The organism is Microlunatus sp. GCM10028923 (genome assembly GCF_042666975.1).
In the GTDB taxonomy this organism is placed as follows: Bacteria; Actinomycetota; Actinomycetes; order Propionibacteriales; family Propionibacteriaceae; genus Microlunatus.
Map to the genome: position 1 here is coordinate 1 of NZ_JBHTFF010000027.1, position 23,446 is coordinate 23,446.

Annotated in this window: 22 protein-coding genes; 14 read left to right on the forward strand and 8 right to left on the reverse strand. The window is 69.8% G+C overall.

Going from position 1 to position 23,446, the window contains the following annotated elements; translation table 11 throughout:
- The first annotated feature begins 168 nt into the window (after nt 1–168).
- Nucleotides 169–1,032 (forward strand): DUF559 domain-containing protein, encoded by an 864-nt coding sequence (locus tag ACFQU4_RS37165; protein WP_377502192.1) that lies wholly within the window; start codon nt 169–171, stop codon nt 1,030–1,032.
- Nucleotides 1,033–1,041: 9 nt separating this feature from the next.
- Here ACFQU4_RS37165 and ACFQU4_RS37170 read toward each other — a convergent pair whose 3' ends face one another.
- Complete coding sequence (locus ACFQU4_RS37170) at nt 1,042–1,947, reverse strand: DUF2510 domain-containing protein (protein ID WP_377502195.1); 906 nt, start codon at nt 1,945–1,947, stop codon at nt 1,042–1,044.
- Nucleotides 1,948–2,118: 171 nt separating this feature from the next.
- On the opposite strand from ACFQU4_RS37170, the gene ACFQU4_RS37175 reads away from it, so the two are divergent.
- The 4 genes from ACFQU4_RS37175 to ACFQU4_RS37190 all read left to right on the forward strand — a co-directional run bounded on the left by ACFQU4_RS37175 (nt 2,119) and on the right by ACFQU4_RS37190 (nt 4,837).
- On the forward strand, nt 2,119–2,787 hold the full coding sequence (locus tag ACFQU4_RS37175) for an RNA polymerase sigma factor (RefSeq protein WP_377502198.1): 669 nt from the start codon (nt 2,119–2,121) through the stop codon (nt 2,785–2,787).
- Nucleotides 2,784–3,449: a hypothetical protein gene (locus ACFQU4_RS37180; RefSeq protein WP_377502201.1), complete on the forward strand. Its 666-nt coding sequence runs from the start codon at nt 2,784–2,786 to the stop codon at nt 3,447–3,449. The genes ACFQU4_RS37175 and ACFQU4_RS37180 overlap by 4 nt, the downstream gene beginning before the upstream one ends.
- Nucleotides 3,450–3,607: 158 nt before the next feature.
- Nucleotides 3,608–4,090 (forward strand): hypothetical protein, encoded by a 483-nt coding sequence (locus ACFQU4_RS37185; protein ID WP_377502204.1) that lies wholly within the window; start codon nt 3,608–3,610, stop codon nt 4,088–4,090.
- Between the two features lie 186 nt (nt 4,091–4,276).
- On the forward strand, nt 4,277–4,837 hold the full coding sequence (locus tag ACFQU4_RS37190; protein ID WP_377502207.1) for a hypothetical protein: 561 nt from the start codon (nt 4,277–4,279) through the stop codon (nt 4,835–4,837).
- 68 nt (nt 4,838–4,905) lie between these two features.
- Here ACFQU4_RS37190 and ACFQU4_RS37195 read toward each other — a convergent pair whose 3' ends face one another.
- Genes ACFQU4_RS37195 through ACFQU4_RS37205 form a run of 3 tightly spaced genes read right to left on the reverse strand, consistent with a single transcriptional unit; the run spans nt 4,906 to nt 7,950 of the window.
- Nucleotides 4,906–5,730 (reverse strand): carbohydrate ABC transporter permease, encoded by an 825-nt coding sequence (locus ACFQU4_RS37195; protein WP_377502210.1) that lies wholly within the window; start codon nt 5,728–5,730, stop codon nt 4,906–4,908.
- A complete protein-coding gene (locus ACFQU4_RS37200; RefSeq protein WP_377502213.1) occupies nt 5,727–6,659 on the reverse strand; it encodes a carbohydrate ABC transporter permease in 933 nt (310 codons plus the stop codon). Before ACFQU4_RS37200 ends, ACFQU4_RS37195 begins: the two co-directional genes overlap by 4 nt.
- A gap of 7 nt (nt 6,660–6,666) precedes the next feature.
- Nucleotides 6,667–7,950: an ABC transporter substrate-binding protein gene (locus ACFQU4_RS37205; RefSeq protein WP_377502216.1), complete on the reverse strand. Its 1,284-nt coding sequence runs from the start codon at nt 7,948–7,950 to the stop codon at nt 6,667–6,669.
- Between the two features lie 67 nt (nt 7,951–8,017).
- Here ACFQU4_RS37205 and ACFQU4_RS37210 point away from each other — a divergent pair, with 67 nt between their 5' ends.
- From ACFQU4_RS37210 to ACFQU4_RS37235, 6 genes are all read left to right on the forward strand, one after another.
- On the forward strand, nt 8,018–9,286 hold the full coding sequence (locus tag ACFQU4_RS37210) for an APC family permease (RefSeq protein WP_377502219.1): 1,269 nt from the start codon (nt 8,018–8,020) through the stop codon (nt 9,284–9,286).
- Nucleotides 9,286–10,185, forward strand: coding sequence for an NADP-dependent oxidoreductase (locus ACFQU4_RS37215; protein ID WP_377502222.1), 900 nt, complete (start codon nt 9,286–9,288; stop codon nt 10,183–10,185). Before ACFQU4_RS37210 ends, ACFQU4_RS37215 begins: the two co-directional genes overlap by 1 nt.
- A 29-nt stretch (nt 10,186–10,214) precedes the next feature.
- Nucleotides 10,215–11,519 (forward strand): MFS transporter, encoded by a 1,305-nt coding sequence (locus ACFQU4_RS37220; protein WP_377502225.1) that lies wholly within the window; start codon nt 10,215–10,217, stop codon nt 11,517–11,519.
- A gap of 275 nt (nt 11,520–11,794) precedes the next feature.
- Nucleotides 11,795–12,598 carry a hypothetical protein gene (locus ACFQU4_RS37225; RefSeq protein ID WP_377502228.1) on the forward strand — a complete coding sequence of 268 codons (804 nt, stop codon included), beginning with the start codon at nt 11,795–11,797 and terminating at the stop codon, nt 12,596–12,598.
- 17 nt (nt 12,599–12,615) lie between these two features.
- The gene (locus tag ACFQU4_RS37230; RefSeq protein ID WP_377502231.1) at nt 12,616–14,460 is read left to right on the forward strand and encodes a fumarate reductase/succinate dehydrogenase flavoprotein subunit; all 1,845 of its coding nucleotides are present in this window, start codon (nt 12,616–12,618) and stop codon (nt 14,458–14,460) included.
- Between the two features lie 7 nt (nt 14,461–14,467).
- Nucleotides 14,468–15,244, forward strand: coding sequence for a succinate dehydrogenase/fumarate reductase iron-sulfur subunit (locus ACFQU4_RS37235; RefSeq protein WP_377502234.1), 777 nt, complete (start codon nt 14,468–14,470; stop codon nt 15,242–15,244).
- Nucleotides 15,245–15,256: 12 nt separating this feature from the next.
- Here ACFQU4_RS37235 and ACFQU4_RS37240 read toward each other — a convergent pair whose 3' ends face one another.
- On the reverse strand, nt 15,257–16,108 hold the full coding sequence (locus ACFQU4_RS37240; RefSeq protein WP_377502237.1) for a GH25 family lysozyme: 852 nt from the start codon (nt 16,106–16,108) through the stop codon (nt 15,257–15,259).
- 195 nt (nt 16,109–16,303) lie between these two features.
- Here ACFQU4_RS37240 and ACFQU4_RS37245 point away from each other — a divergent pair, with 195 nt between their 5' ends.
- Genes ACFQU4_RS37245 through ACFQU4_RS37255 form a run of 3 tightly spaced genes read left to right on the forward strand, consistent with a single transcriptional unit; the run spans nt 16,304 to nt 19,767 of the window.
- Complete coding sequence (locus tag ACFQU4_RS37245; protein ID WP_377502240.1) at nt 16,304–17,017, forward strand: succinate dehydrogenase cytochrome b subunit; 714 nt, start codon at nt 16,304–16,306, stop codon at nt 17,015–17,017.
- 1 nt (nt 17,018) lies between these two features.
- Entirely contained in the window at nt 17,019–18,989 is a 1,971-nt protein-coding gene (locus ACFQU4_RS37250) for a fumarate reductase/succinate dehydrogenase flavoprotein subunit (RefSeq protein WP_377502243.1), read from the forward strand.
- Between the two features lie 19 nt (nt 18,990–19,008).
- The gene (locus ACFQU4_RS37255) at nt 19,009–19,767 is read left to right on the forward strand and encodes a succinate dehydrogenase/fumarate reductase iron-sulfur subunit (RefSeq protein WP_377502246.1); all 759 of its coding nucleotides are present in this window, start codon (nt 19,009–19,011) and stop codon (nt 19,765–19,767) included.
- 57 nt (nt 19,768–19,824) lie between these two features.
- Here the strand turns inward: ACFQU4_RS37255 and ACFQU4_RS37260 are convergent, their stop codons facing one another.
- The 3 genes from ACFQU4_RS37260 to ACFQU4_RS37270 form a co-directional block, all read right to left on the reverse strand.
- The gene (locus tag ACFQU4_RS37260) at nt 19,825–21,093 is read right to left on the reverse strand and encodes a hypothetical protein (protein WP_377502249.1); all 1,269 of its coding nucleotides are present in this window, start codon (nt 21,091–21,093) and stop codon (nt 19,825–19,827) included.
- Between the two features lie 139 nt (nt 21,094–21,232).
- Entirely contained in the window at nt 21,233–22,771 is a 1,539-nt protein-coding gene (locus ACFQU4_RS37265) for a hypothetical protein (RefSeq protein WP_377502252.1), read from the reverse strand.
- Nucleotides 22,758–23,279, reverse strand: coding sequence for an RNA polymerase sigma factor (locus tag ACFQU4_RS37270; RefSeq protein ID WP_377502255.1), 522 nt, complete (start codon nt 23,277–23,279; stop codon nt 22,758–22,760). The genes ACFQU4_RS37265 and ACFQU4_RS37270 overlap by 14 nt, the downstream gene beginning before the upstream one ends.
- Nucleotides 23,280–23,446: the final 167 nt, after the last annotated feature.

Consider the following 23,446-nt stretch of genomic DNA (forward strand, 5'->3'; position numbering starts at 1 on the left):
AGCGGTCACTCGACGCCACCCGACCCGGCGACAACACCCCCCCGGATCATGCGAACGACAGGGGCAGTAAGTCATACCAGGCCCGGCGACCGTGGCCCTTACCTCAAGAGCCACCAGAAAGGTAACGAGGTCGCGCGCGGTGAGGGTATGCGGATGGGGGAGTCGAAGTTGACCACGGCCAGGCGGGAGCGGGAGCGCGGCCGGCGGAATCGGGTGCGGGCGATGCGGCGGGTGATGCGCGGTGTCTACCTCGAAGGTCGCGAGGAGCCGACGCTGTTGGAGGTGTGCGCGGCGGGTGTGCTGACGGCGCCGGCGGATGCGGTCGTGGTCGGGGTGACCGCGCTGTGGCTGCACGGGGTTGAGATCGGCGAGCCGCTCCCGGTACGGCTCGCGACCGCGACGGAGCTGCGCCGCCGGACAACGGGGCTCCGGCTGGCCCGGCTGGACACGCTGCCGCCGGCGCGGCACCGGATCGCGTTACCGATCCCGGCCTGGACGGCCGCCTGCGCCGAGTTGTCGCTCGCCGACGCGGTCGCGGCCGCGGATCGGCTGATCAGGCTGGAGCGGGCGACCGGCAGTGCGTTGATCGAGGCTGCTGCCGTGGCGACGGGGCGAGGCTGCCGTACGGCCCGTAGGTCGGCGGCACTGGCGCGCCGGAACGTGGCGTCACCCCGCGAGTCGCGGCTCCGGCTGATGTTGATCATGGCCGGGCTGCCCGAGCCCCGGTGCAACGTGGCGGTCGGCGACGACCAGCGTCGGATCGCCGAGGTCGACCTCTACTACGAGGAGTACCGGGTCGTGGTCGAGTACGAGGGCGAGCAGCATCGGACCGATGGCTGGCAGTGGAGCGCGGACATCGAACGCTACGAGGCGCTCATCGCGGCCGGCTATGCCGTGGTCAGGGTGACGGCCGGGCGGATGGCGCAGGCCCGAGCGTTGGTGTGCTCGGTCCACGCTCACCTGGTCGGCCGCGGCTACCAAGGCCCGGCACCGCGGTTCGGGCCCGCATGGCGAGCGCTCTTCGAGGCCTGAGTGAAGGGATCAGTCGAGGCGGAGGTCGGCGAGGGTCTGCTTGGCCAGCTCGTTGCGCGGGCCGTCGCCGATCGGGACGATGCTGACGAAGCCGCTGTAGCGGTCCGTCCGGCCGTCGTCGATGATCATGATCGTCACCACGTCGCCGTCGACGCTGATGCTGGGGTTGTCGACGCGGATCTCGGCGGAGATGATCCAGCCCTTCCGGCCGTCGAGTTCGTACGCCTCGTTGCGGACGTCGGTCCGGCTCTCGAAGTCGGAGAACCAGCTCGGGTTGATCACGCACTGCATCGAGCTCTCGGCGGCGTCGGCCGGCTTCTCGAAACCGGACTGGACGGCGACCTCGCCGACGGCGAACCAGGATTCCCAGCCCGGTTCGGTGAGCTGGGACTGGGCCGCGACGTCGTAGAACCAGCTCAGTCCGTGCTTCGGTCCTGGCGACCCGTAATCGGCGCCGACCTTCGGGAAGGACAGCTTCCCGCCGTGCACCCGGCCGTCGTTCGGATGCGCGGCGACCTCGCCGGGGGCGCCGTTCGGGCAGCTGATCCGTTCCCGTCGAGTCGGTGTCCCGGACGGTGTCGGGCTCGGCGACGGCGACGGGCTCGGCGACGGGGTGGGGGAGGCGGTCGGCTTCGAGTCGTCCCAGGCGCTCACCGTCGACTCCGGTTGCGGGTCGGTGATCGGCTGCGCCCCGCCGGTGAGGGTACGGGCGACGAGGATTCCGGTGATCGCCAGCACGATGACCAGCACCACGGCGACGACCACGAGCACGATGCCGCGCCGGGAACCCTGGCGTCCGTCGCCCGGCGAGGGCCGCGGCCGGGTGGTCGTCTGGCCCGACCAGGCGTGGCCGTCCCAGTACCGGTAGGCACCAGGCCGGCCGCCCGGATCGGGGTACCAGCCAGGGGTCGACATGCGGCCGAGGTTATCCCGCCGGGGTCGCAGGAGGACGGACCCCTGCCTGGTTGGATGGCAGTCTTCGTACGCGTGGAACCTCCACCGGGCTGCCGGACTCCGTACCGGTGGAAGGGTCTGTCGCGATGCGGACGGAGGTGGCCGTGACCGAGGCCGGAAGGATCAGCAGCGATGCGGGACGAGGACGCCGGGTTTCGCGACCCCGCCGCCGGGTCGTCCGCGAGCGACGGCTCCCATGGGGAGCGGACGCCGGACGGCCCGCTCGACGCGCGCGACGACGTGGCCCTCTGGCGGGACCTGCGGGCCGGCGACCGGGACGCGTTCCGGGCCCTGTTCCTGCGCCACAGCGACGCGGTCTACAACTTCGGATTCCGCCGGACCGGCTCCTGGGGGGTGGCCGACGACGTGGTCCAGGCGACGTTCACCGCACTCTGGCGGCGGGTCCAGGACGGCACCGTGGACGAGTTGGAACTGCCGTCGGCGCGGCCGGTGCTGTTCTCGATGGCGCGCAACGAGTGCGGCAACCAGCTCCGGTCGGTCCGGCGGCAGGCCGGGCTGGCCGACCGGATCGAGGCCCAGCCGGCCCGGCCCGGCACGGACGACACGGACCGCTGGGTGACCGCGGAGGCGACCATGCGTGAGATCCGCCGGGCGCTCCGGGTGCTGCCGCGGAACCAGCGCGAGGTGGTCGAGTTGGTGGCCTGGTCGGAACTGTCGCTGGCCGAGGCGGGCGCGGTGCTCGGGGTGCCGGTCGGGACCGTGAAGTCCCGGCTGAAGCGGGCCCGGGACCGGCTGCACCGGACGCCGCTGGCCGGCCTGCTGTACGGGAGCCCGGAATGAACCTCGAACTGCCGCCGGACCGGCGACTGTTGGACAAGCAGGCCCGGATCGACCGGATCCTCGACGAGCCGGCGATCCAGGAGCGCCCGGCGCGGCGCCGGAACCGCGCCTGGTACGCGCTCGCCGCCGTCGTCGCCGTGCTCGCCGGCGCGGTCGCGCTCGGTCTGCTGGCCCGGCTGTCAGGGCCGGACGTGGCCGGCAACCCGCCGCCGACGGCCGAGCCCACCGTCCAGGCCTCGGCGACGCCGACCCCGAGCCCGTCCCGACCGACCCCCGGCGACCCGGAGGAACTGCCGGTCGGCGGCACGGCGGAACTGGAGTACTTCACCTTCACGGTGCTGGACAGCAAGCAGACCTCGGCCGGCTTCGCCGTCCGGATCCGGACCTGCCTGACCGGCACCCCGCCCAACTACGAGAGCGACGCGATCCCGATCGGCTGGTACGCCTGGCGCGCCGTCACCGAGCGCAACACGTACCAGGCCAACGTCGAGGATCTCGCCGATCCGGCCTTCGAGCCGGTCTACCCGAGCGGCACCCGGTACGCCGTCGGCGACTGCGCCACCGGCTGGCTGCCGTTCGAGGCGATCGGGCCGGACGAGCCGGTCACCGAACTCAGGTACAGCAACGACTACGGCGGCGAGGCACGCTGGCGGATCGGCTGATCTTTCCCCAAAGGTCCGCTCAAGGTACTCCCACCGTCCGGAACCGACCCTGGACAAATGCCGGAGGTGCTCCGCTAGCGTGCCCAGCGCCGTCCCGCCTGGGCGGCGTCCGATCGGGTCAGGCCCGCGCGGCCCGGCCCACGACTCAAGGAGTATTTGTGACCGTTCTGAAGCCGCTCGCCAAGGGCGCCGTGGCGGTGATCGCGGGCGCGATCACCGGCCTCGCCGGGGTGTCGACCGCGTCCGCCGCGCCGTTGCCGACGGATCTGGCCGGCACCGCCGCGGCTGTCGTCCAGACCGATGTCGTCGCCGAGCTCACGGCCGCCCTGACCGCCGACCTGGAGGCCGAGCTGGCCGACGCGTTGTCGGCCGACCTGTCCGCCGACGCGTCGGCCGAGGCTGCCGCAGCAGTGTCCGCCGCCGTCACGGCCGAGGTCACGGCCGTCGTCGAGGCCTACCTGTCCGGGTCCGGCACGCTCGACGCCGATGTCGTCGCTGCCCTCGAGGCCTCGGTCGAGGCTGCCCTGGTGGCTGCCCTCGGGGTCGACGTCGCGGTCGATCTTTCGCTCGACCTCGGCCTGGGCCTTGGCCTGGATGTCGCCGTCACCGGTGACCTTTCCGCCGGAAACCAGGAGAGCTGAGCTCTCCTTTCTTTTGACCCTCGCCGGTCACCGGTTTCGGTGATCGGCGAGCGGCGCCCCGAGTCCGAACGACCGGGGCGCTTTTGTGTTTCATGTGAGTTGGGTCACAGAATGCAACCGTACGGCCGCCGCCGGACTACTCCCGGGTGACAGAACGAAAACTTCCATCCTGAGGAGGATGACTCGATGCGTATGGTCACGCGGATTGTCGGTGCTGTTGTTGCGGGTGCCGGCCTGATGGCCGCCCTGGCCTTCAACGCCACTGCGGCCCCGAGGTTCGTCACCGGCACGGTCGACGCCAACGGGGGCCTCAACGGCCGGATCGCGCCCAGCACTCACACGGCGAAGAACTATCTCTTCAAGAACGGGTCGAAGATCAGCATCGACTGCCGGACCAAGGGCACCATCGTCCGCGGCAACGCCGAGTGGTACCTGGTCGCCGCGGAGGGCGACGCCAACTGGGTCTCCGCCAAGTACGTCGATCTCACCGGCCCCGCGCCGCGCTGGTGTGGCGACTCGGGCGAGACGATCTCGGTCAAGATCACCAAGGACGTCTACTCCCGGCAGGGCCCGTCCACCGAGGACAAGAAGCGTCGGCTGCAGCACGCCGGCGGCGGCCAGGAAGTGCTCTGCTACGTGTACACGGCGCCCGGCGGCAGCAAGCGCTGGGTGGTCACGCTGGAGGACGGCTGGGTTCCGGCGAGTGCGGTGAAGACCAGCAAGGAGATCCCGTTCTGCCAGGGATGAGTTGAGCTTCCGCCGGTACCTGGGGGAACCGACGGGGCGGGGGGCAGCGAACGGTCCGGCATCGATGATCAATCGATGCCGGACCGTTCCACTCCCTGGATCAGATAGCGCTGCAGGAACAGGAAGACCAGCAGCACCGGGACGATCGCGACGACCGCACCGGTGAAGAGCTGCGGATAGTCGACCCGCTGCGAGGTGAGGAACTGGCTCAACGCCAGCTGGATCGTCCGGTACGCAGGGTCCTGGCCGATCAGCAACGGCCACAGGAAGGCGTTCCAGGAACCGATGAAGATCAACGTGCCGACCGCCGCACAGATGCCGTACGAGTTCGGCAGCACGATCCGCCAGAAGGTCCGCCAGTAGCCCGCCCCGTCCAGGTACGCGGCCTCCTCGAGCTCGCGCGGGAAGGACAGGAAGTACTGCCGGAACAGGAACGTGGCCAGGGCGGAGAACATGCCCGGGATGATCAGGCCGCGCAGGCTGGAGATCCAGCCGAGGCTGGACACCATGACGAAGGTCGGCACGAAGGTCACCGCGGCCGGCACCATCAGCGTGGCCAGGGTGATCGCCAGCAGCACCTTGCTGATCTTGTTGTCGATCGCCAGGCCGTAGCCGGCCAGCGCCGAGATGATCACCGTCGCGACCGTCTGCACCACCGAGACCACGGCGGAGTTGATCAAGCTGCGGACGATCGGGACGCCGGAGTTGTCCAGCAGCTCGGTCAGGTTGCCCAGCCCGACCGCGTTCGGCAGCCAGTGCCACTGGGCCGCCGTGATCCACGGGCTGGTGGAGAACGCGTTGCGCAGGATCACCCAGAACGGCAGCAGGAACACCACTGCGAGCAGGATCAGTGCCGCGTAGCGGAGTACGGTCGGGACCGGTCGTGGTTTCATCGGGTCCGCTCCCTTCCGACCAGGGACAGGATGCCGAGCTGAGCCAGCCCGAAGATCGCGATCACCACGGTCAGGATCATCGAGCCGGCGCTGCCCAGCCCGAGGTCCTGGCTGCCGGAGCCGAACGAGACCAGGTAGAGGTAGACCAGCGGCGGCTTGGCGTACGGGGGATAGCTGCCGACCGAGATCAGCGTGTTGTAGAACTCGTCGAACGCCTGGAACGCATTGATCAACAGCAGCAGGACGACCGCGATCGAGGTGGCCCGCAGCTGCGGGAACGTGATCCAGCGGAACACCCGCCAGCCCTGGGCACCGTCGATCGCCGCGGCTTCGTACGTGTCGGTCGGGATCCGTTGCAGCCCGGCGATGAACAAGATCATGTAGAAGCCGACCTGCAGCCACAGCCGGAGCGTGACCAGCACCACCCAGTAGAGGTAGTTGCCGCCGCCGAGCCAGTTCACCGGATCCAGGCCGAGCTCGCGGAGGAAGCTGTTGATCATGCCGAACCGGGCGCCGTTGAAGAAGACCAGCCGCCACACCATCGCCGCGATCACGTACGAACACGCGGTCGGCAGGAAGAACGCCGACCGGAAGAACGCCTTCGCGACGGTCGCCCGGTTCACCAGCAGGGCCAGGCCGAGCGAGATCGCGAACGTCGTCGGCACGATGAACAGCGCGAAGACGATGAAGGTGCCGAGGCTGGTCTGGAAGGCCCGGTCGTTGAGCAGGTACAGGTAGTTGTCGAACCCGACGAACTTCGTCGGCGTGACCGTGTTGCGGGCATCGAACACGGACAGCCAGGCGCTCCAGCCGATCGGCACGATCGTGAAGATCAACAGGCCGGCGAAGAACGGCGCGACGAAGATCAACTGCCACAGGTTGCGGTCGTGCAGCCCGCGGATCCGCCGGGAGAGCGCCGTGCGGGGCATGGCGGGCTCAGCCGTTCAGGCGCTTGATGTCCGCCTTGGCCGTGGCCGCGACCTCGGCGATCTCCGACTTCGGATCGGCCTTCTTCTGCACCACGTTGGTCACCGCCGCGGTGATCGCCTGCTGGATCGCCGGCGTCCAGAGCTTGTCGTTGGCGTGGCCGCCCTCGGCGACGAACTTGGCCGCCTCGGCGCCGGCGCCGGAGGCGACCTTGTCGGCCTTGGGGACCAGCGCGGTCTTGGCCGGGATGTGGGTGCCGAAGGCGTTCGAGAACTCCAGCTGGTCGGCCTCCTGGTCGACCCAGAGCCAGCGGACGAACTCGGTCGCGGCCTCGACGTTCTTGCCCTTCGCGTTCACGCAGGCGCCGAACGCGCCGAACGGGACCGCCTGCCGGCCGGCCGCACCGACCGACGGGAACGGCAGCACGCCGAAGTCGTCGCCGAGCGCGTCGGTGACCTCGGGCAGGATCCACAGGCCGCTCCACTGCATCGCCGTCTCGCCGTTGACGAACGGGGAGGCGGTGGACCAGTCGCCGGAAGCGCTGGGTACGTAGCCGTCGGCCGCGGCCAGCTCGGCGAACTTGGCGAACGCGGCGTGGCCCTCGGCGTTGTCGAACCCGATCGTGGTCTTGTCGGCCGAGATCTGTTCCTGACCGGCGGCCCAGATGAACATCGAGCTGAGCACGCCGATGCCGCCGTCAGTGCCGGCGTAGAAGCCGCCCATGTCCTTGGTCTTCACCGCGGGCACGGCCTTGATCAGATCGTCGATGGTCGCCGGCGGCGCGATGCCGGCCTTGTCCAGTGCCGACTTGCGGTAGAAGAGCATCTGCATGTCGACCGTCTGCGGGATGGCGTAGACCTTGCCCTCCCAGCTGGCCGCGTCCAGCACCGACTGGGTGAACTGCGGCTTGGCGTCGCCGAGCATCGCGGTCAGGTCGAGCGCCTGCCCGGCCTTGATCATGTCGAGGGTCGGGCCGTTGGCGTACTCGAAGACGTCCGGCGCCTTGTCGGTGAGCAGCGCCGAGGAGACCAGCTTCTCGTAGTCGCCCGGGTTCCACTGCACCGTCACGGTGGCCTTGTCGTAGGCGGCGGCGTACTTCTTGACCGCCTCCTCGACGCCGTCCTCACCGTACTCGTGGTACCACTGGCTCAGCGTCGGCTTGGCGCCGCCGCCGCTCGCCGAGGCCGACCCGCCCGGCTCGGGCCGGCCGGTGTTCGAACCGCAGGCAGTCAGTCCGGCTGCCGCGGCAAGACCGCCGGTCAGCGTGAGGAAGGCACGACGTCGAATGGCCATGAACGGACTCTAAACGAATCACCTGCGCCCGCGGTGGACGGCTCACCCTTCGGTAGGGTCCTGGTACGTGATCAAGAACGGGGAGCTGCATCGCCGGCTGGGCGTCGGCGACGCCGTCACCGTCGGCCTGGCCGCGATGATCGGGGCCGGTGTCTTCGCCGTCTTCGGGCCGGCCGCCGGCGCGGCCGGGACCGGACTGCCGATCGCGCTCGCCGTCGCGGCACTGATCGCCTACTGCAACGCGACCTCGTCGGCCCGGCTGGCCGCCCGCTACCCGGACTCCGGCGGCACCTACGTGTACGGCCGGGAGCGGCTCGGCCCGTTCTGGGGCTACCTGGCCGGCTGGGGTTTCGTGGTCGGCAAGACCGCCTCGTGCGCGGCGATGGCGCTGACCGCCGGCTGGTACCTGTGGCCGGAGCAGGCGCACCTGGTCGCGGTCGCGGCGGTGCTGCTGCTGACCGTGATCAACTGCCTGGGCGTGCAGAAGGCGGCCTGGGCGTCCCGGCTGATCGTCGGGGCGGTGCTGCTGGTGCTGGCGGCGGTCGTGATCATCGGGCTCACCTCGCCCGGTGTCGATCCGGCCCGGCTCGGGCTGGGCCCGGACGCCTCGGTGTGGGGCGTGCTGCAGGCCGCGGGACTGATCTTCTTCGCGTTCGCCGGTTACGCCCGGGTGGCCACCCTCGGCGAGGAGGTACGGCAACCGGAGCGGACCATCCCGATCGCCGTCGGGGTGGCGCTCGGCATCGTGCTGATCTTGTACGCCGTCGTCGGCGCGACCGTGATCGTGGTCCTCGGGCCGGACCTGGCCCGGTCCACCGTGCCGCTGACCGACGTGGTCGCCCGGGCCGGCGTGCCCGGCTTCCTGCCGGTGGTCGCGGCGGGCGCGGCGCTGGCCGCGCTGGGCAGCCTGCTGGCGATGATCTTGGGCGTCTCCCGGACCGCGCTGGCGATGGCCCGGGACCGGCACCTGCCGCCGCAGTTGGCCGTCATCCACCCGCGGTTCGCGGTGCCGCACCGGACGATCATCGTGGTCGGCCTGGTCGTCGCGGTGCTGGCCGGGGTCGCCGATCTCCGTTCCGTGATCGGCTTCTCCTCGTTCGCCGTGCTGGTCTACTACGCGGTCGCGAACGCCTCCGCGCTGACCCTGTCCCGGGCCGAGGGGCGGCCGCCGCGGGCGGTGCCGATCATCGGGCTGATCGGCTGCCTGGTCGTGGCAGCAGCGCTGCCGCCGGCCTCGGCGCTCACCGGTGCGGCGGTCCTGCTGGTCGGCGCGATCGGTTACGTTCTCCGTAACCGGTGGGCGAAACGCCATGAGGACGGGAAGGTGGACGGCTGATGCGTGCCGTACGACTGCATCGATTCGGCGGGCCCGAGGTGCTGGCCGTCGAGGAGGCCGCAGCACCGGAGCCCGGACCGGGCGAGATCGTGATCTTGGTCGGCGCCGCGTCGATCAACCCGTTCGACCGGAAGGTGCGGACCGGCCAGTTCGCGGCCGGACCCGAGCCGGCCCAGCCGGTGATCATCGGCGTCGACGCCGCCGGGGTGATCGACGCCGTCGGGCCGGACGTGACCGGCTGGGCGGTGGGCGATCCGGTGTTCGGGCTGGGTCGCGCGACGTACGCGGAACGGGCCGTGCTGCACGCCTGGGCCCGGACGCCGGACGGCGTCGACGACGCCACCGCGGCCGCCGCGGCGACCGCGGGGGAGGCGGCGGTCCGGTCCTTCGAGCTGCTCGGCCTCGCGCCGGGTGCGCGGCTGCTGATCGACGGCGGCGCCGGCGGTGTCGGCACGGTCGCGATCCAGCTGGCCCGCCGGCGGGGCTACCAGGTGATTGCGACCGGCAGCCCGGCCAACCAGGACTACCTGCGCTCGCTCGGCGCCGAACCGGTGCCGTACGGCGACGGCCTGGCCGACCGGGTCCGCGCGCTCTGGCCGGACGGCCCGGACGCGGTCTTCGACGTCGCCGGGAAGACGATCATGGACGTGCTGATCGGGCTGGCCGGCGAGCCGCAGCGGGTGGTCAGCATCGCCAACTTCGACGCGGCGGACACCGGCATCCAGGTCACCGGCGGCGGTGGCGATCCGGTGGCCGCGCTGGCCGAGGTGGCCGAGGCCCTCGCCGCCGGGGAGCTGCGGATCCCGGTCCGGACCTACCCGTTCGCCGACGTCGTCGCCGCCCACACCGACAGCGAGTCCGGCGGGATCCGCGGCAAGCTCGCCCTGGTCCGGGAATAGAGCGGACGGTTGCGGAGGTTGGCCCGGAGGTGACCACGCAGCTGCACGGCTCCCGGGTGACGAACGACCGGAAGGCCCGCAAGGTCCTCTGGGCGTCCCTGGTCGGGACCTCGCTGGAGTCGTTCGACTTCTACGTCTTCAGCTATCTGTCCGCATTCTTCATCGGGCCGCTGTTCTTCGAGCCGCTCGGCGTCTTCGGCGGCACCCTGAGTGCCTTCCTGGCCAACGCGCTCGGCTTCGTCGCGCGGCCGCTCGGCGCCATCGTGTTCGGCCACCTGGGCGACCGGTTCGGCCGCCGCGCCGCGTTGATCATCACGATCACGATCATGGGCGTGGCGACCGGAGCGATCGGCCTGCTGCCCGACTACGCGACCGCCGGCTGGCTCGGCGCCGTCCTGCTGGTCGGGCTGCGGCTGATCCAGGGACTCTCGCTGGGCGGCGAGTGGGGCGGCGCGGTGCTGCTGTCCACCGAGAGCGCGCGCCCCGGCCGCCGGGCGCTCTACGCGGCCGTACCGCAGCTGGGATCGCCGGTCGGCTCGATCCTGAGTGCCGGTCTCTACCTCGCTCTGCCGGTGCTGCTGTCCGAGGCTGACCTGCTGGCCTGGGGCTGGCGGGTGCCGTTCCTGGCCGCGTTCCCGCTGCTGCTGATCTCGCTCTGGCTGCGCTACTCGATCGACGAGACGCCGGTGTTCCGGGACGTCGTCAGCGAGGACCGCCGGGCCCGCATCCCTTTGCTGGAAGCGTTCCGGCGGCGTCCGCTGGCGATGCTGCTGGCCACCGGTGCGGCGTTGCTGGGCATCGGCTCGTACTCGCTGATGAACACCTACACGCTGAACTACGGCGTCACCACGCTGCACTTCGACTACGCCCAGCTGCTGATGGCGACGACGATCGGCGGCCTGCTGCAGTTGATCACGATTCCGTTGTTCGGGTTCTGGGCCGAACGGATCGGGTCGGCCCGGGTCGTGTTGATCGGCGCCGTCGGCACCCTGGTCGTCGCGTTCCCGATCTACGCCCTGCTGCAGTCGGCGAGCTTCGGCATCCTGGTCGCGATGATGATCATCGGCGGCATCCTGCCGACCCTCAGCTGGGCCGCGCTCGGCGGGCTGATGACCGAGCTGTTCGCGGGCCGGTTCCGTTACGCCGCGATCTCCTTCGCGTACGCCGTCGCCGCGATCATCTCCGGCTTCGTCCCCGCACTCACCCTGCTGCTCGGCCAGGCCAGCGACTACGCCTGGTGGCACCCGGGCGTCGTGCTCGCCGCGATGAGCGTGATCACCGCCGTCAGCGCCGCCTTCGCCATCCGCCGCACGGAGCCCATCGACGTCGTCTGACCCCCGTCACTCGAGTCACAAGTTTTTCACGTCCCGTGAAAAGTTGGCACTTTACGCGAGATATATCTGACGGGAAGCGACAGTTTTTCACGGGACGTGAAAAACCGACGATCAGCCGGGGCCGGTAACCACGCGGATAATCCAACAGGTGGAGAAAATCGTCGGGTCGGGCGGGGCCCAGTAACAATCCGGTTCGGCGGCGGGTCCTTGCCACGACCCCGCGCCGTGCTGGCAGACTGCACTCTGCAGATCGGATCGGATCAGCGGAGGTGGCAATGGCGTCAACCGAAACGCCGACAGGTGTCAACGGACCCACTCGGGCCCGGATCGACGCGCGGACCTTGCGGCGGGACCGGTGGTGGCTCAGTCCGCTGACGACCTTCGTCGTCTTCACGGCGTTCGTGATCTATGCGACCTGGCGGGCGTTCAGCGGGGCCAACTATTACGCCTCGCCGTACCTCTCGCCCTTGTACTCGCCCTGCCTGACCAACCTCTGTGTCGAGGGATCGTCCGACTTCGGGCAGCCGTTCTCCTGGTGGCAGTTGTCGCCGGCGCTGTTGATCTTGATCTTCCCGCTCGGCTTCCGGATGACCTGCTACTACTACCGGAAGGCCTACTACCGGGCCTTCTGGCTGTCGCCGCCGTCCTGCGCGGTCGCCGAGCCGCACAAGAAGTACACCGGCGAGACCCGGCTGCCGCTGATCTTGCAGAACATCCACCGCTGGTTCTGGTACGCGGCGATGGTGATCGCCTGCGTGCTCACCTTCGACCTGGTGCTGTCGTTCCGCAACGCCGAGCACGAGTGGGGCCACATGGGTCTCGGCTCGCTGGTGTTGTTGATCAACGTCGCACTGATCTGGCTCTACACCCTGTCCTGCCACTCCTGCCGGCACATCCTCGGCGGGCGGCTGCGGCACTTCTCCAAGCACCCGGTGCGGTACAAGCTGTGGACCTGGGTGTCGAAGCTCAATGAGCGGCATTCGATGCTGGCCTGGGCTTCGCTCTTCTCGGTCGCGCTGGCCGATCTCTACATCTACCTGCTGGCGACCGGCGTGATCACCGATGTGAGGTTCTTCTGATGAGTGATCGTCATCCCATGACCGGGAACGAGATGTCCGGCAGCGAGGCCGGCGGTCTGGAGCGGCACGCCTACGACGTGGTCGTGATCGGCGCGGGCGGGGCCGGGCTGCGGGCGGCGATCGCCGCGCACGACGCCGGGGCGCGTACGGCGATCGTCTGCAAATCGCTGCTGGGCAAGGCGCACACGGTGATGGCCGAGGGTGGCATCGCGGCCGCGATGGGCAACCGGTGGCCGGAGGACAACTGGGAGGTGCACTTCCGCGACACCATGCGTGGCGGGAAGATGCTGAACAACTGGCGGATGGCCCAGTTGCACGCCCAGGAGGCGCCCGAGCGGGTGATGGAGCTGGAGGACTGGGGTGCGCTGTTCGACCGCACCGAGGACGGGCTGATCTCGCAGCGCGACTTCGGCGGGCACCGCTACGCCCGGCTCGCCCACGTCGGCGACCGGACCGGACTGGAGATGATCAGGACCCTGCAGCAGCGGGCCGTCCAGCTCGGCATCGACGTGTTCATGGAGTGCACGATCACCGACCTGCTGACCGGGTCCGACCAGGCGTCGGGGAAGATCAGCGGCGCGTTCGGCTACTGGCGGGAGACCGGCCGGTTCGTGATCTTCGAGGCGCCGTCGGTGATCTTGGCGACCGGCGGCATCGGCAAGGCGTTCAAGGTCACCTCCAACTCCTGGGAGTACACCGGCGACGGGCACGCGCTCGCACTGCGCGCCGGCGCGTCCTTGATCAACATGGAGTTCGTCCAGTTCCATCCGACCGGCATGGTGTGGCCGCCGTCGGTGAAGGGACTGCTGGTCACCGAGTCGGTCCGCGGTGACGGCGGCATCCTGAAGAACTCCGAGGGCAAGCGGTTCATGTTCGACTACATCCCGGAGTTCTTCAAGGCCGAGACCGCCGACAACGAGGCCGAGGCCGACCGCTGGTACGAGGACAAGGCGAACAACCGGCGGCCGCCGGAACTGTTGCCGCGGGACGAGGTGGCCCGGGCGATCAACTCCGAGATCAAGGCGGGCCGGGGATCGCCCCACGGCGGCATCTTCCTCGACATCGCGTCCCGCCGCTCGGCCGAGTTCATCCGGCGCCGGCTGCCGTCGATGTACCACCAGTTCAAGGAACTGGCCGACGTCGACATCACCGCCGAGCCGATGGAGATCGGGCCGACCTGTCACTACGTGATGGGCGGGATCGAGGTCGACGCGGACACGGAGCTGACCGGCGTCACCGGGCTCTACGCGGTCGGGGAGTGCTCGGGCGGCATGCACGGCTCCAACCGGCTGGGTGGCAACTCGCTGTCCGACCTGCTCGTCTTCGGACGGCGGGCCGGTGAGGCGGCGGCGGCGTACGCGGCGGAGATCGGCGACACCCGGCCGCCGCTGGACGAGGCGGAGGTGACCGCGGCGCAGGCGGCGGCGCTGGCCCCGTTCGAGACCGAGGGCGGCGAGAACCCGTACACGATCCATCAAGAACTGCAGCAGACGATGAACGACCTGGTCGGGATCATCCGGACCGCGGACGAGCTGAGCAAGGCGGCCGAGGCGGTCGAGGGGTTCAAGGAGCGGGTGCGCAACCTGTCCGTCGAGGGGCACCGGCAGTACAACCCGGGTTGGCACCTGGCGATCGACCTGCGCAACATGCTGCTGGTCTCGGAGTGCATCGCGAAGGCGGCGCTGGAACGCACCGAGTCCCGCGGCGGCCACACCCGGGACGACTTCCCGATGACGGACGACGTCTGGGGTACCAAGAACATCGCGCTGACCCTCAAGGAGACCGGCGACGGGGTCGACCTGGCCCAGCAGCCGCTGCCGGTGATGCCGGACGAACTCAAGACGTTCTTCGAGAGCAAGTGAGTTGATCATGGGATACGACCTGAAGATGCGGATCTGGCGCGGCGACGAGTCGGGCGGTGAGCTGACCGACTACACCGTGCCGGTGGAGTCCGGCGAGGTCGTGCTCGACGCGATCCATCGGTTGCAGGCCACCCAGGCCGGCGATCTCGCGGTCCGGTGGAACTGCAAGGCCGGTAAGTGCGGGTCCTGCAGTGCCGAGGTGAACGGCCGGCCGCGGCTGATGTGCATGACCCGGCTGTCCGACTTCGACGAGACCGAGACGATCACCGTGACGCCGATGCGGGCGTTCCCGGTGGTGCGCGACCTGGTCACCGACGTGTCCTTCAACTACGAGAAGGCGGCCGAACTGCCGGCGTTCTCGCCGCCGCCCCGGGACCCGGACGGCAAGCGCCGGATGATGCAGGTCGACGTCGAGCGCGGCCAGGAGTTCCGCAAGTGCATCGAGTGCTTCCTCTGCCAGGACACCTGCCATGTCGTTCGTGATCATGAGGACAACAAGCAGGCGTTCGCCGGGCCGCGGTTCTTCCTGCGGTACGCCGAGCTGGACATGCACCCGCTGGACACCCACGACCGCCGCGAACTGGCCCAGGGCGCGGCCGGCCTGGGCATGTGCAACATCACCAAGTGCTGCACCGAGGTCTGCCCGGAGCACATCAAGATCACCGACAACGCGATCATCCCGATGAAGGAGCGCGTGGTCGACCGCAAGTTCGACCCGCTGGTCTGGCTCGGCAACAAGATCGGCATCCGGACCAAGGACTACCAGGGCCGCGAGGACGCCTGACCCGGTCGGGGTTCAGTCGATCGGGCCGCCGGTCGCGTACTCCTGGAGCTGCGGGTAGTCGCCGGCGTAGCGGTTCTGATCAAGAGGCGTGTCCGTGTACTGCCAGAAGGTCCAGCCGCCGCTCCAGCCGGCCGGGATCTTCTCCGGCGGCGTGGTCCGCCAGGCGGCCAGCCAGAGCGGGTTGGTTTCGCCGAACGCGGCGCTGTTGCCGGTGCACTTCTCCCACCAGTAGTAGCCGGTGTAGATCACGGCCTGGCGTCCGGTCCGCTCGACGTAGCGGGTGGTGAAGGCGCGGATCCAGGTGACCATCTGGTCCGGGGTGAGGCCCCAGCACTCGTCGAAGTCGAAGTACGGCCCCTCGATGTCGAGCACGCCGGGCAGGGTCTGCCCGTCGGCCGACCAGGAACCGCCATGATCGACGAAGAAGTCGGCCTGCACGTCGCCGGGCTTCCCGTCCGGCCGGGCGAAGTGGTAGGCGCCGCGGACGTAGCCGGCGTAGTAGGAGTCCGTGTACTGGGCGCTGAACTTCGAGCTCTGGAAGGTCGAGCCCTCGGTCGCCTTGATGTAGGCGAACCGCTTCCCGTCCGCCCGGTGCTTGGCCCAGTCGACGTTCTCGTTGTGGCCGGAGACGTCGATGCCGAGCACCGCCGGCGGCTGCTCGGGGGCGGGTGCGGCGGGGTCGTTCCGGTCGGAGCGTTCGCGAGGTCCGGCGAGGCGGTCGCTGCCGCCCATCCGTCCTCCTTCGCCGGTCACGGTCTGGTCGTCGTGGGTGGGAGTCTCCGCGTACGCCAGCGCAGGGCTGAGCGACAGGGCCAGCAGTGCGACGACTGCGGCAACGAGGGGACGGCGTCTGGAAAGGTACATCTGCGGGTTCCATCTGTCGTGCCAAGTGATCTCCGCCACTCGGTCCTGACGTGCTGCCAGGAACGACACCCCGAAACGCAACGGCTCGCGCTAACGGTAGCGGCAACCGAGAGGTTTCCGACAGCCCTGAGAGATCCGCCACAACGGGCCTCGAGGATTTAAGACCAGCGTGCCAAAGGTTCTAGTGTTACCCCCGTGGCAGGCACAATCGTGACGCCCGCACGTCGTGCGGCGAGGTCGACCGTCGGTTTGAAGGCGCTGATGGCGATCAGCGGACTGATCATGTACGGCTATTTGATCTTGCACATGGGCGGCAACCTGTGGGTGTTCGGCGGGCAGCAGGCCTTCGACACCTACGCGCACCATCTGCGGACCCTCGGTGAGCCGATGGTCCCGCACTCGACGGTGCTCTGGATCGTCCGGATCGTGCTGCTGGCCGGCGTGATCGCGCACATCTGGTCGGCCGTGGTGCTGTCCCGGCGGTCCCATCACGCGCGTGGTGGCGCCGGCAAGCGGTACGCGTCGAACCAGCACCGCCGCGGCATGCAGCGCAGCTACGCGTCCTTCACCCTGCGCTGGGGCGGCGCGATCATCGCGCTGTTCGTGATCTACCACCTGCTGCACCTGACCCTGAACGTGATCGCGCCGGGCGGCGCCAGCGACAGCCCGTACCTGCGGTATGTGGCGGGCTTCAAGATCTGGTGGGTGCTGCTGTCGTACCTGATCGCCCTGACCGCGGTCGGCTTCCATCTTCGGCACGGCCTGTGGAGCGGCCTGACCACGCTCGGCGCCAACTTCAGCGCCGGCACCCGCCGAGTGCTCAACCAGCTGGCGACCGCGGTCGCGCTGGTGATCATCGTCGGCTTCCTGACCCCGCCCGTGCTGATCTTCCTAGGAGTGGTGGGCTGAGATGAGCGAGATCAACATCGATTCGGTCGACGCAGACTCGATCTTCGTCGAGGGCGAGCCGATCCAGGACCAGAAGGCCCCGGAGGGCCCGATCCAGGACCGCTGGGACAAGCGGAAGTTCGGTGCCCGGCTGGTCAACCCGGCCAACCGCCGGAAGCTGCGCGTGATCATCGTCGGCACCGGGCTGGCCGGCGCCTCGGCGGCGGCGACGCTCGGCGAGGCCGGCTACGAGGTGAAGAGCTTCTGCTACCAGGACTCGCCGCGGCGGGCCCACTCGATCGCCGCGCAGGGCGGCATCAACGCCGCGAAGAACTACCGCAACGACGGCGACTCGGTGTACCGGCTCTTCTACGACACGGTGAAGGGCGGCGACTTCCGGTCCCGGGAGTCCAACGTCTACCGGCTGGCCCAGGTCAGCCTGCAGATCATCGACCAGTGCGTCGCGCAGGGCGTCCCGTTCGCCCGTGAGTACGGCGGCCTGCTGGACAACCGGTCCTTCGGCGGCGTGCAGGTGTCCCGGACGTTCTACGCCCGCGGCCAGACCGGCCAGCAGCTGCTGCTCGGCGCGTACCAGGCGCTGGAGCGGCAGGTCGCGGCCGGCACGGTCGAGGTGCACACCCGGCACGAGATGCTGGAACTGATCGTGGCCGACGGCCGGGCCCGCGGCGTCGTGGTCCGGGACATGGTGACCGGCGAGATCGAGCCGCACTTCGCCGATGTCGTGGTGCTCGCGACCGGCGGCTACGGCAACGTGTTCTACCTGTCGACGAACGCGATGGGCTGCAATGTCACGGCCACCTGGCGGGCCCATCGCAAGGGCGCCTACTTCGCGAATCCCTGCTACACGCAGATCCACCCGACCTGCATCCCGGTGTCCGGCGACTACCAGTCGAAGCTCACGCTGATGAGTGAATCGCTGCGGAACGACGGCCGGATCTGGGTGCCGAAGTCCGGCGAGGACAAGCGCGACCCGCGGGAGATCCCGGACGCGGACCGCGACTACTACCTGGAGCGGATCTACCCGAGCTTCGGCAACCTGGTGCCGCGCGACATCGCCTCCCGGGCCGCGAAGAACGTCTGCGACGAGGGTCGCGGGGTCGGCCCGGGCGGGCTCGGGGTGTACCTCGATTTCGCCGACGCGATCAAGCGGATGGGCCGCAAGGCGGTCGAGGCGAAGTACGGCAACCTGTTCGACATGTACGCCCAGATCACGGGCGAGGATCCGTACCAGGTGCCGATGCGGATCTACCCGGCCGTGCACTACACGATGGGCGGCCTGTGGGTGGACTACGACCTGCAGTCGAGCATCCCGGGCCTGTACGTCACCGGCGAGGCGAACTTCTCCGACCACGGCGCGAACCGGCTCGGCGCGAGCGCGCTGATGCAGGGCCTGGCCGACGGCTACTTCGTCCTGCCGAGCACGATCAACGACTACCTGGCCGACGGGCCGTTCGAGTCGATCGACGCGTCGCATCCCGCGGCGGCCGAGGCGATCGACCAGGTGAACGGCCGGATCGAGAAGCTCCTGTCGATCAACGGCAGCCGTACCGTCGACTCCTTCCACAAGGAGCTCGGCAAGATCATGTGGGACTACTGCGGGATGGAGCGGACCGAGGACGGGCTGCGCAAGGCCATCTCGGAGATCCGCGAACTCAAGGCCGAATTCTGGTCCGACGTCCGGGTGCTCGGCGCCAACGAGGAACTGAACCAGGCGCTGGAGCGGGCCGGCCGGGTCGCCGACTTCTTCGAGCTGGCCGAACTGATGTGCATCGACGCCCTGGTCCGCCGGGAGTCCTGCGGCGGCCACTTCCGCGCCGAGAGCCAGACCGAGGACGGCGAGGCGCTGCGCGACGACACCGACTTCGCCCACGTCTCAGCCTGGGAGTTCGGCGGCGACGGGGGCAAACCGGTCCTGCACAAGGAACCGCTGGTCTACGACTACGTCGAGCTGAAACAGCGGAGCTACAAGTGATCAGAATGGAGCGCGCGAAGTGAAGATCACGGTACGGGTCTGGCGGCAGTCCGGCCCGGACGCCAAGGGCGAACTGGTGTCCTACCCGGTCGAGGACGTCTCGGAGCACATGTCCTTCCTGGAGATGCTCGACGTCCTGAACGAGCGGCTCACGCTGGCCGGCGAGGACCCGATCGCGTTCGACTCCGACTGCAGGGAGGGCATCTGCGGCATGTGCGGCGTCGTGATCAACGGCGTCCCGCACGGCCGGGGCGAGTCCTCGGTGCCGACCACCACCTGCCAGCTGCACCTGCGTTCGTTCCGCGACGGCGATGTGATCGACATCGAGCCGTGGCGGGCCGACGCGTTCCCGGTGATCAAGGACCTGGTGGTCGACCGCGGCGCGTTCGACCGGATCATCGCGGCCGGCGGCTACATCGCCGCCAACACCGGTTCGGCGCCGGACGCGCACGCCATGCCGGTGCCGAAGTCGGCCGCCGACGACGCGTTCGACGCGGCCACCTGCATCGGCTGCGGCGCCTGCGTCGCCGCCTGCCCGAACGGTTCCGCGATGCTCTTCACCGCGGCCAAGGTGACCCACCTCGGTCTGCTGCCGCAGGGCCAGCCGGAGCGCAAGTCCCGGGTGCTCTCGATGGTGGATCAGCACGACGCCGAGGGCTTCGGCAACTGCACCAACATCGGCGAGTGCACCGCGGTCTGCCCGAAGGGGATCCCGCTGGAGACCATCTCGCGGCTGAACCGGGACGTGCTCGGCGCCATGCTCCGCCCCGGCAACTGACCTTCCGACCCGTGCCCTGAGCCTGTCGAAGGGCCGTGTCCTGAGCCCGTCGAAGAATCAGCCGAGCAGCCAGCGGGCCTCGCCGCCGTCGTAGTCGTTCCGGTACGTCAGCTGGGTGACCCGTCGGCTCTTGTCGATCTTGTCGAACGGCAGCCAGCCGGTCAGGCAGTCGTCGACCGCGAGCTTCGCGCCGTCCGGATACGGCGGCTCCAGCGCCGGGTCGTCCGGCTCCTCGGTGCCGGCCGGGTAGGCCCGGTCGGAGGTGATCGCGCGCCACGGATACCAGCCGACCGGGATCGCGTCCGGTTCGTACCCGCCGGGCGGCACGTCGGTGACGCAGGTCCGGATCCGGGCCGCGAAGCCGCGCCGCGAGTAGGTCGTCTCCAGCAGCGTGATCGTGAAGTAGTCCAGCGTCGCGGTCTCGCCGACCCGGAGCCGGTTCGGATTCGGGTTCTTCCGGGGTGACGGGCTGGCCGGTCCGGGCGTCGGGTCCGGGGTGCCGGTCGGGCCGGTACCGCCGGCGAGCCGGGCGGCCACCTTCGGCAGCGATCTGATCATCGGATCGAGCAGCCGGCCGCCGTCGTTCGGCCCGCCGGCCCAGTCGTGATCTTCGTCGTCCACCTTGAAGATCAACACCTCGACCCGGCGGCCGGTGATGATCAGTCCGTACTCCTGGAACCGCCACGACCCGGCGTCGGCATCCTCCGCGCCGTCGGTGTTGATCACCCGGAACTTCGCCTCGCCGCGAGCCGTCTTGACGGTCTTCCAGTCCCGGCCGCCGACCTTCCGGAATCCCTTCTGGCGCAGGGTTTCCTCGCAGCCGTCGGCCCAGGCGGTGAACGTCCGGAACGCCTTCCGGGCGGCTTCCTCCGAGCCGAACTCGAGCGCCGTAGCGGAGCCCTGGTTCTTCTCCTGGTAGGTGTAGGTCCGGTGAAACGTGCGCTCGGCACCGAGCGACTCCGGCTTGCCCCTGAAGCACTCGCTGGCTGCGGTCGACCCGGACCCCGGGAACGTGTTGGTGATCTTCCAGTCGCCCGGCTGCTGCCACTCCAGGTCCGGCTCCTTGGGCAACTGCGCCTCGGCGAGCGGCCGGCCGGCGGGCGGGGTGGGCGTCGCCGAGCCGTCGACCGGCGTGGACGGGCCGGCCCCGGCGTCCGGCACCAGCCCGGTCCGGATCGCCACCGTGCCGCCGATCACCCCGGCCAGGACCGCGATGGCCAGTGCGGCGACGACGCCGGCGATGCGGGCCCGCCGGTCACCCGGGGTGCGGCGGGCCGGGGCAGGAGTGTCCTTCCCGCCGCCCGACTCGCCGTTCTCCGCGTCCATGATCAGTGTTCCGTCGCCCGGACGCGGCCCGCTGGCCGCGCCGCAGGGTGCCTCCCCGCACCCGACCGACCCTACCGTCGGACCGGGACGGTCGACCGGGATACGGCACCGGCGTCCCTACCGGCCCCGCTCCGGAGGCTCAGTCCGCGAGGCGCTTCGCGGCGGCCGGCAGGATGTCGGCCAGGGGATGCGGGCCGGCGACGTTCTCCTCCGGATCGGTGTCCCAGTTCGAGTCCATTCCGAAGCCGACGGTGACGGCGATGGCGAGTCGGTCGCCGACTCGGACCAGGCCGACGGCCTCCCAGAAGGCACCTTCACCGTCGCCCCAGTCGGGCCGTTGGTAGACGAACTCCGTGAACCGGGCGGTCTTCACCTTGTCGCGCACCGGGTACCACTGGTCGAAGCCTCGCACCGGCCCGCCGCCGGGAGCCCGGAAGCCGTCCGCGTCCAGGGCGTCCGCGCAGTTCTCGATCCAGCCGCTGACGGTCTCGTACGCCTCCTTGGCCTGCTCCTCGTTCTCGAACTGCAGCGCGCTGGCGTACCGCGTCGGCTGGCCGTACAAGGGATCCGAGGTGTCCGGGCTCGACTGGGGATCGGTGATCTTGTAGTTGAAGCTCCGGGTCTTGAAGTCGACCGCGCCGAGGGTCTCCAGGCTCTGCAGGCAGGTCGAGGGCCGGGTCGACGGGCGGGCGCTGCGCTTGTACTCCTGGGGTTCCAGCCCTTCGTACTTCGGCAGGTCACTCGCCCGGAGCAGGTTCTTGTCGGTCAGGCTGCGGCTCGGCGTCGGGGCGGGCGTCTCCCGGATCGGCTCGCCGGCCAGCCGGGCCGCCGCCTTCGGCAGCGATCTGATCATCGGGTCGAGCGGCAGGCCGGTGCTCTTGGCCTCCTCCTCGCTCTGCGCCCAGTGGTGTTCGCCGCCGCCGGCCCGCAGGGTCATCACGAGCAGTTCGACCCGGGAGCCGGTGAGGATCACGCCGTACTCGGAGCTCATGGTCTGGCTGCCGGACGAATCCTCCAACTGATCGGCCTGCAGCAGCCGGTACTGCGCCTCGCCCTGGTCGACCGGAACCTCTACCCAGTCGTACACCTTGACCCGCTCGTGGCCGGCGTCGGTCAGGGTCTTCTCGCAGGCGTCGCCCCAGTCGACCAGCTTCGCGTACGTCCTCCGGGCATCCTCGGCATCGCGGAACTCGAGCGCCGTCGCCGAGGCGGTGTCCTCGCCCATCAGGAAGGTCCGGTGCCGCAGGTGCTCCGCGCCGAACGCCTCGAGCTGATCCTGCAGACATTCGCTGACCACGCCGTAGCCCTGCTCGCCGGACCGGGTCTCGTGCCGGGTCTCGCCGAGCTTCCAGTCGCCGGGCTTCCGCCATTCCAGGTCGGACTCGGTCGGCAGCAAGCTGTCCGAGAAGGGGATCGGCGGGGCAGCGGTGATCGGCGGCGGCGTGGTGCCGCCGCCGACCGGCTCGACCGGCACCAGGTTGGCCTGGTTCACGATGCCGCCGCCGACCACGCCGGCCAGGATCGCCACGGCCAGCGTGCCGGCCACGGCGACGATCCGGCGAGTCCGGCCGCGACGTTCGCCGCGGGCCCTGATCTCCTCGGGTGGGCTGGGCCGGGCCGCGCGTTCGCCCAACTGGGCCAGGTCGCGCAGGTCGTCCAGCGGATCACGGCTTGTCATGTCGCACCTCGCTTGCCGGGCCGTCGTGCTGCGAATCGTCCTGTAGGTGGGAAGCGAGGGCTGCACGCCCTCGGGACAGCCTGGCCTTGATCGTTCCGACCGGTGAACCGACCTCCTGCGCGATCTCGGCCAGGGAGAGGTCGCACAGGTGATGCAGCACGATCGCGCGGCGCTGGTCGGCCGGCAGCTGGGCCAGCGCCCGGGCCAGCGCGACCCGGGTGACGTCCGGCTCCGGCGGCGACTGCTCCGGCTGCTTGGCCCGGTCCGGCGGCAGCAACGCGCGGCGGGCCTTCCGCCAGCGGCTCACCGCCAGCCGGTACGCCACCGTACGGACCCAGGCTTCGGGCGACTGTTCCGTGTCGAGGATCCGCCGCTTGTCCCAGGCTCGGACGAACGCCTCCTGGACGCAGTCCTGCGCCTCGGCGAGATTGCCGCACATGGCGTAGATCTGACCGACGAGACGGTTGAACGAGGCGTTGTAGAACGCGTCGAAGGAATCCGAATCCATCAACTTCCCCGTAGTCGGGCGAGCACCACGGCTCGACCCGATCGCCGAACCTTCCTGGTGCATCATGCCCGGAAGGACGGCCGAGGTCACGGTTGTGCCGGTCACGGCGCGCCCCGGTTCATCGGAACCCTTTCCTTGGAGTCTCTTCGGAAGGGCTACGCCGGGGA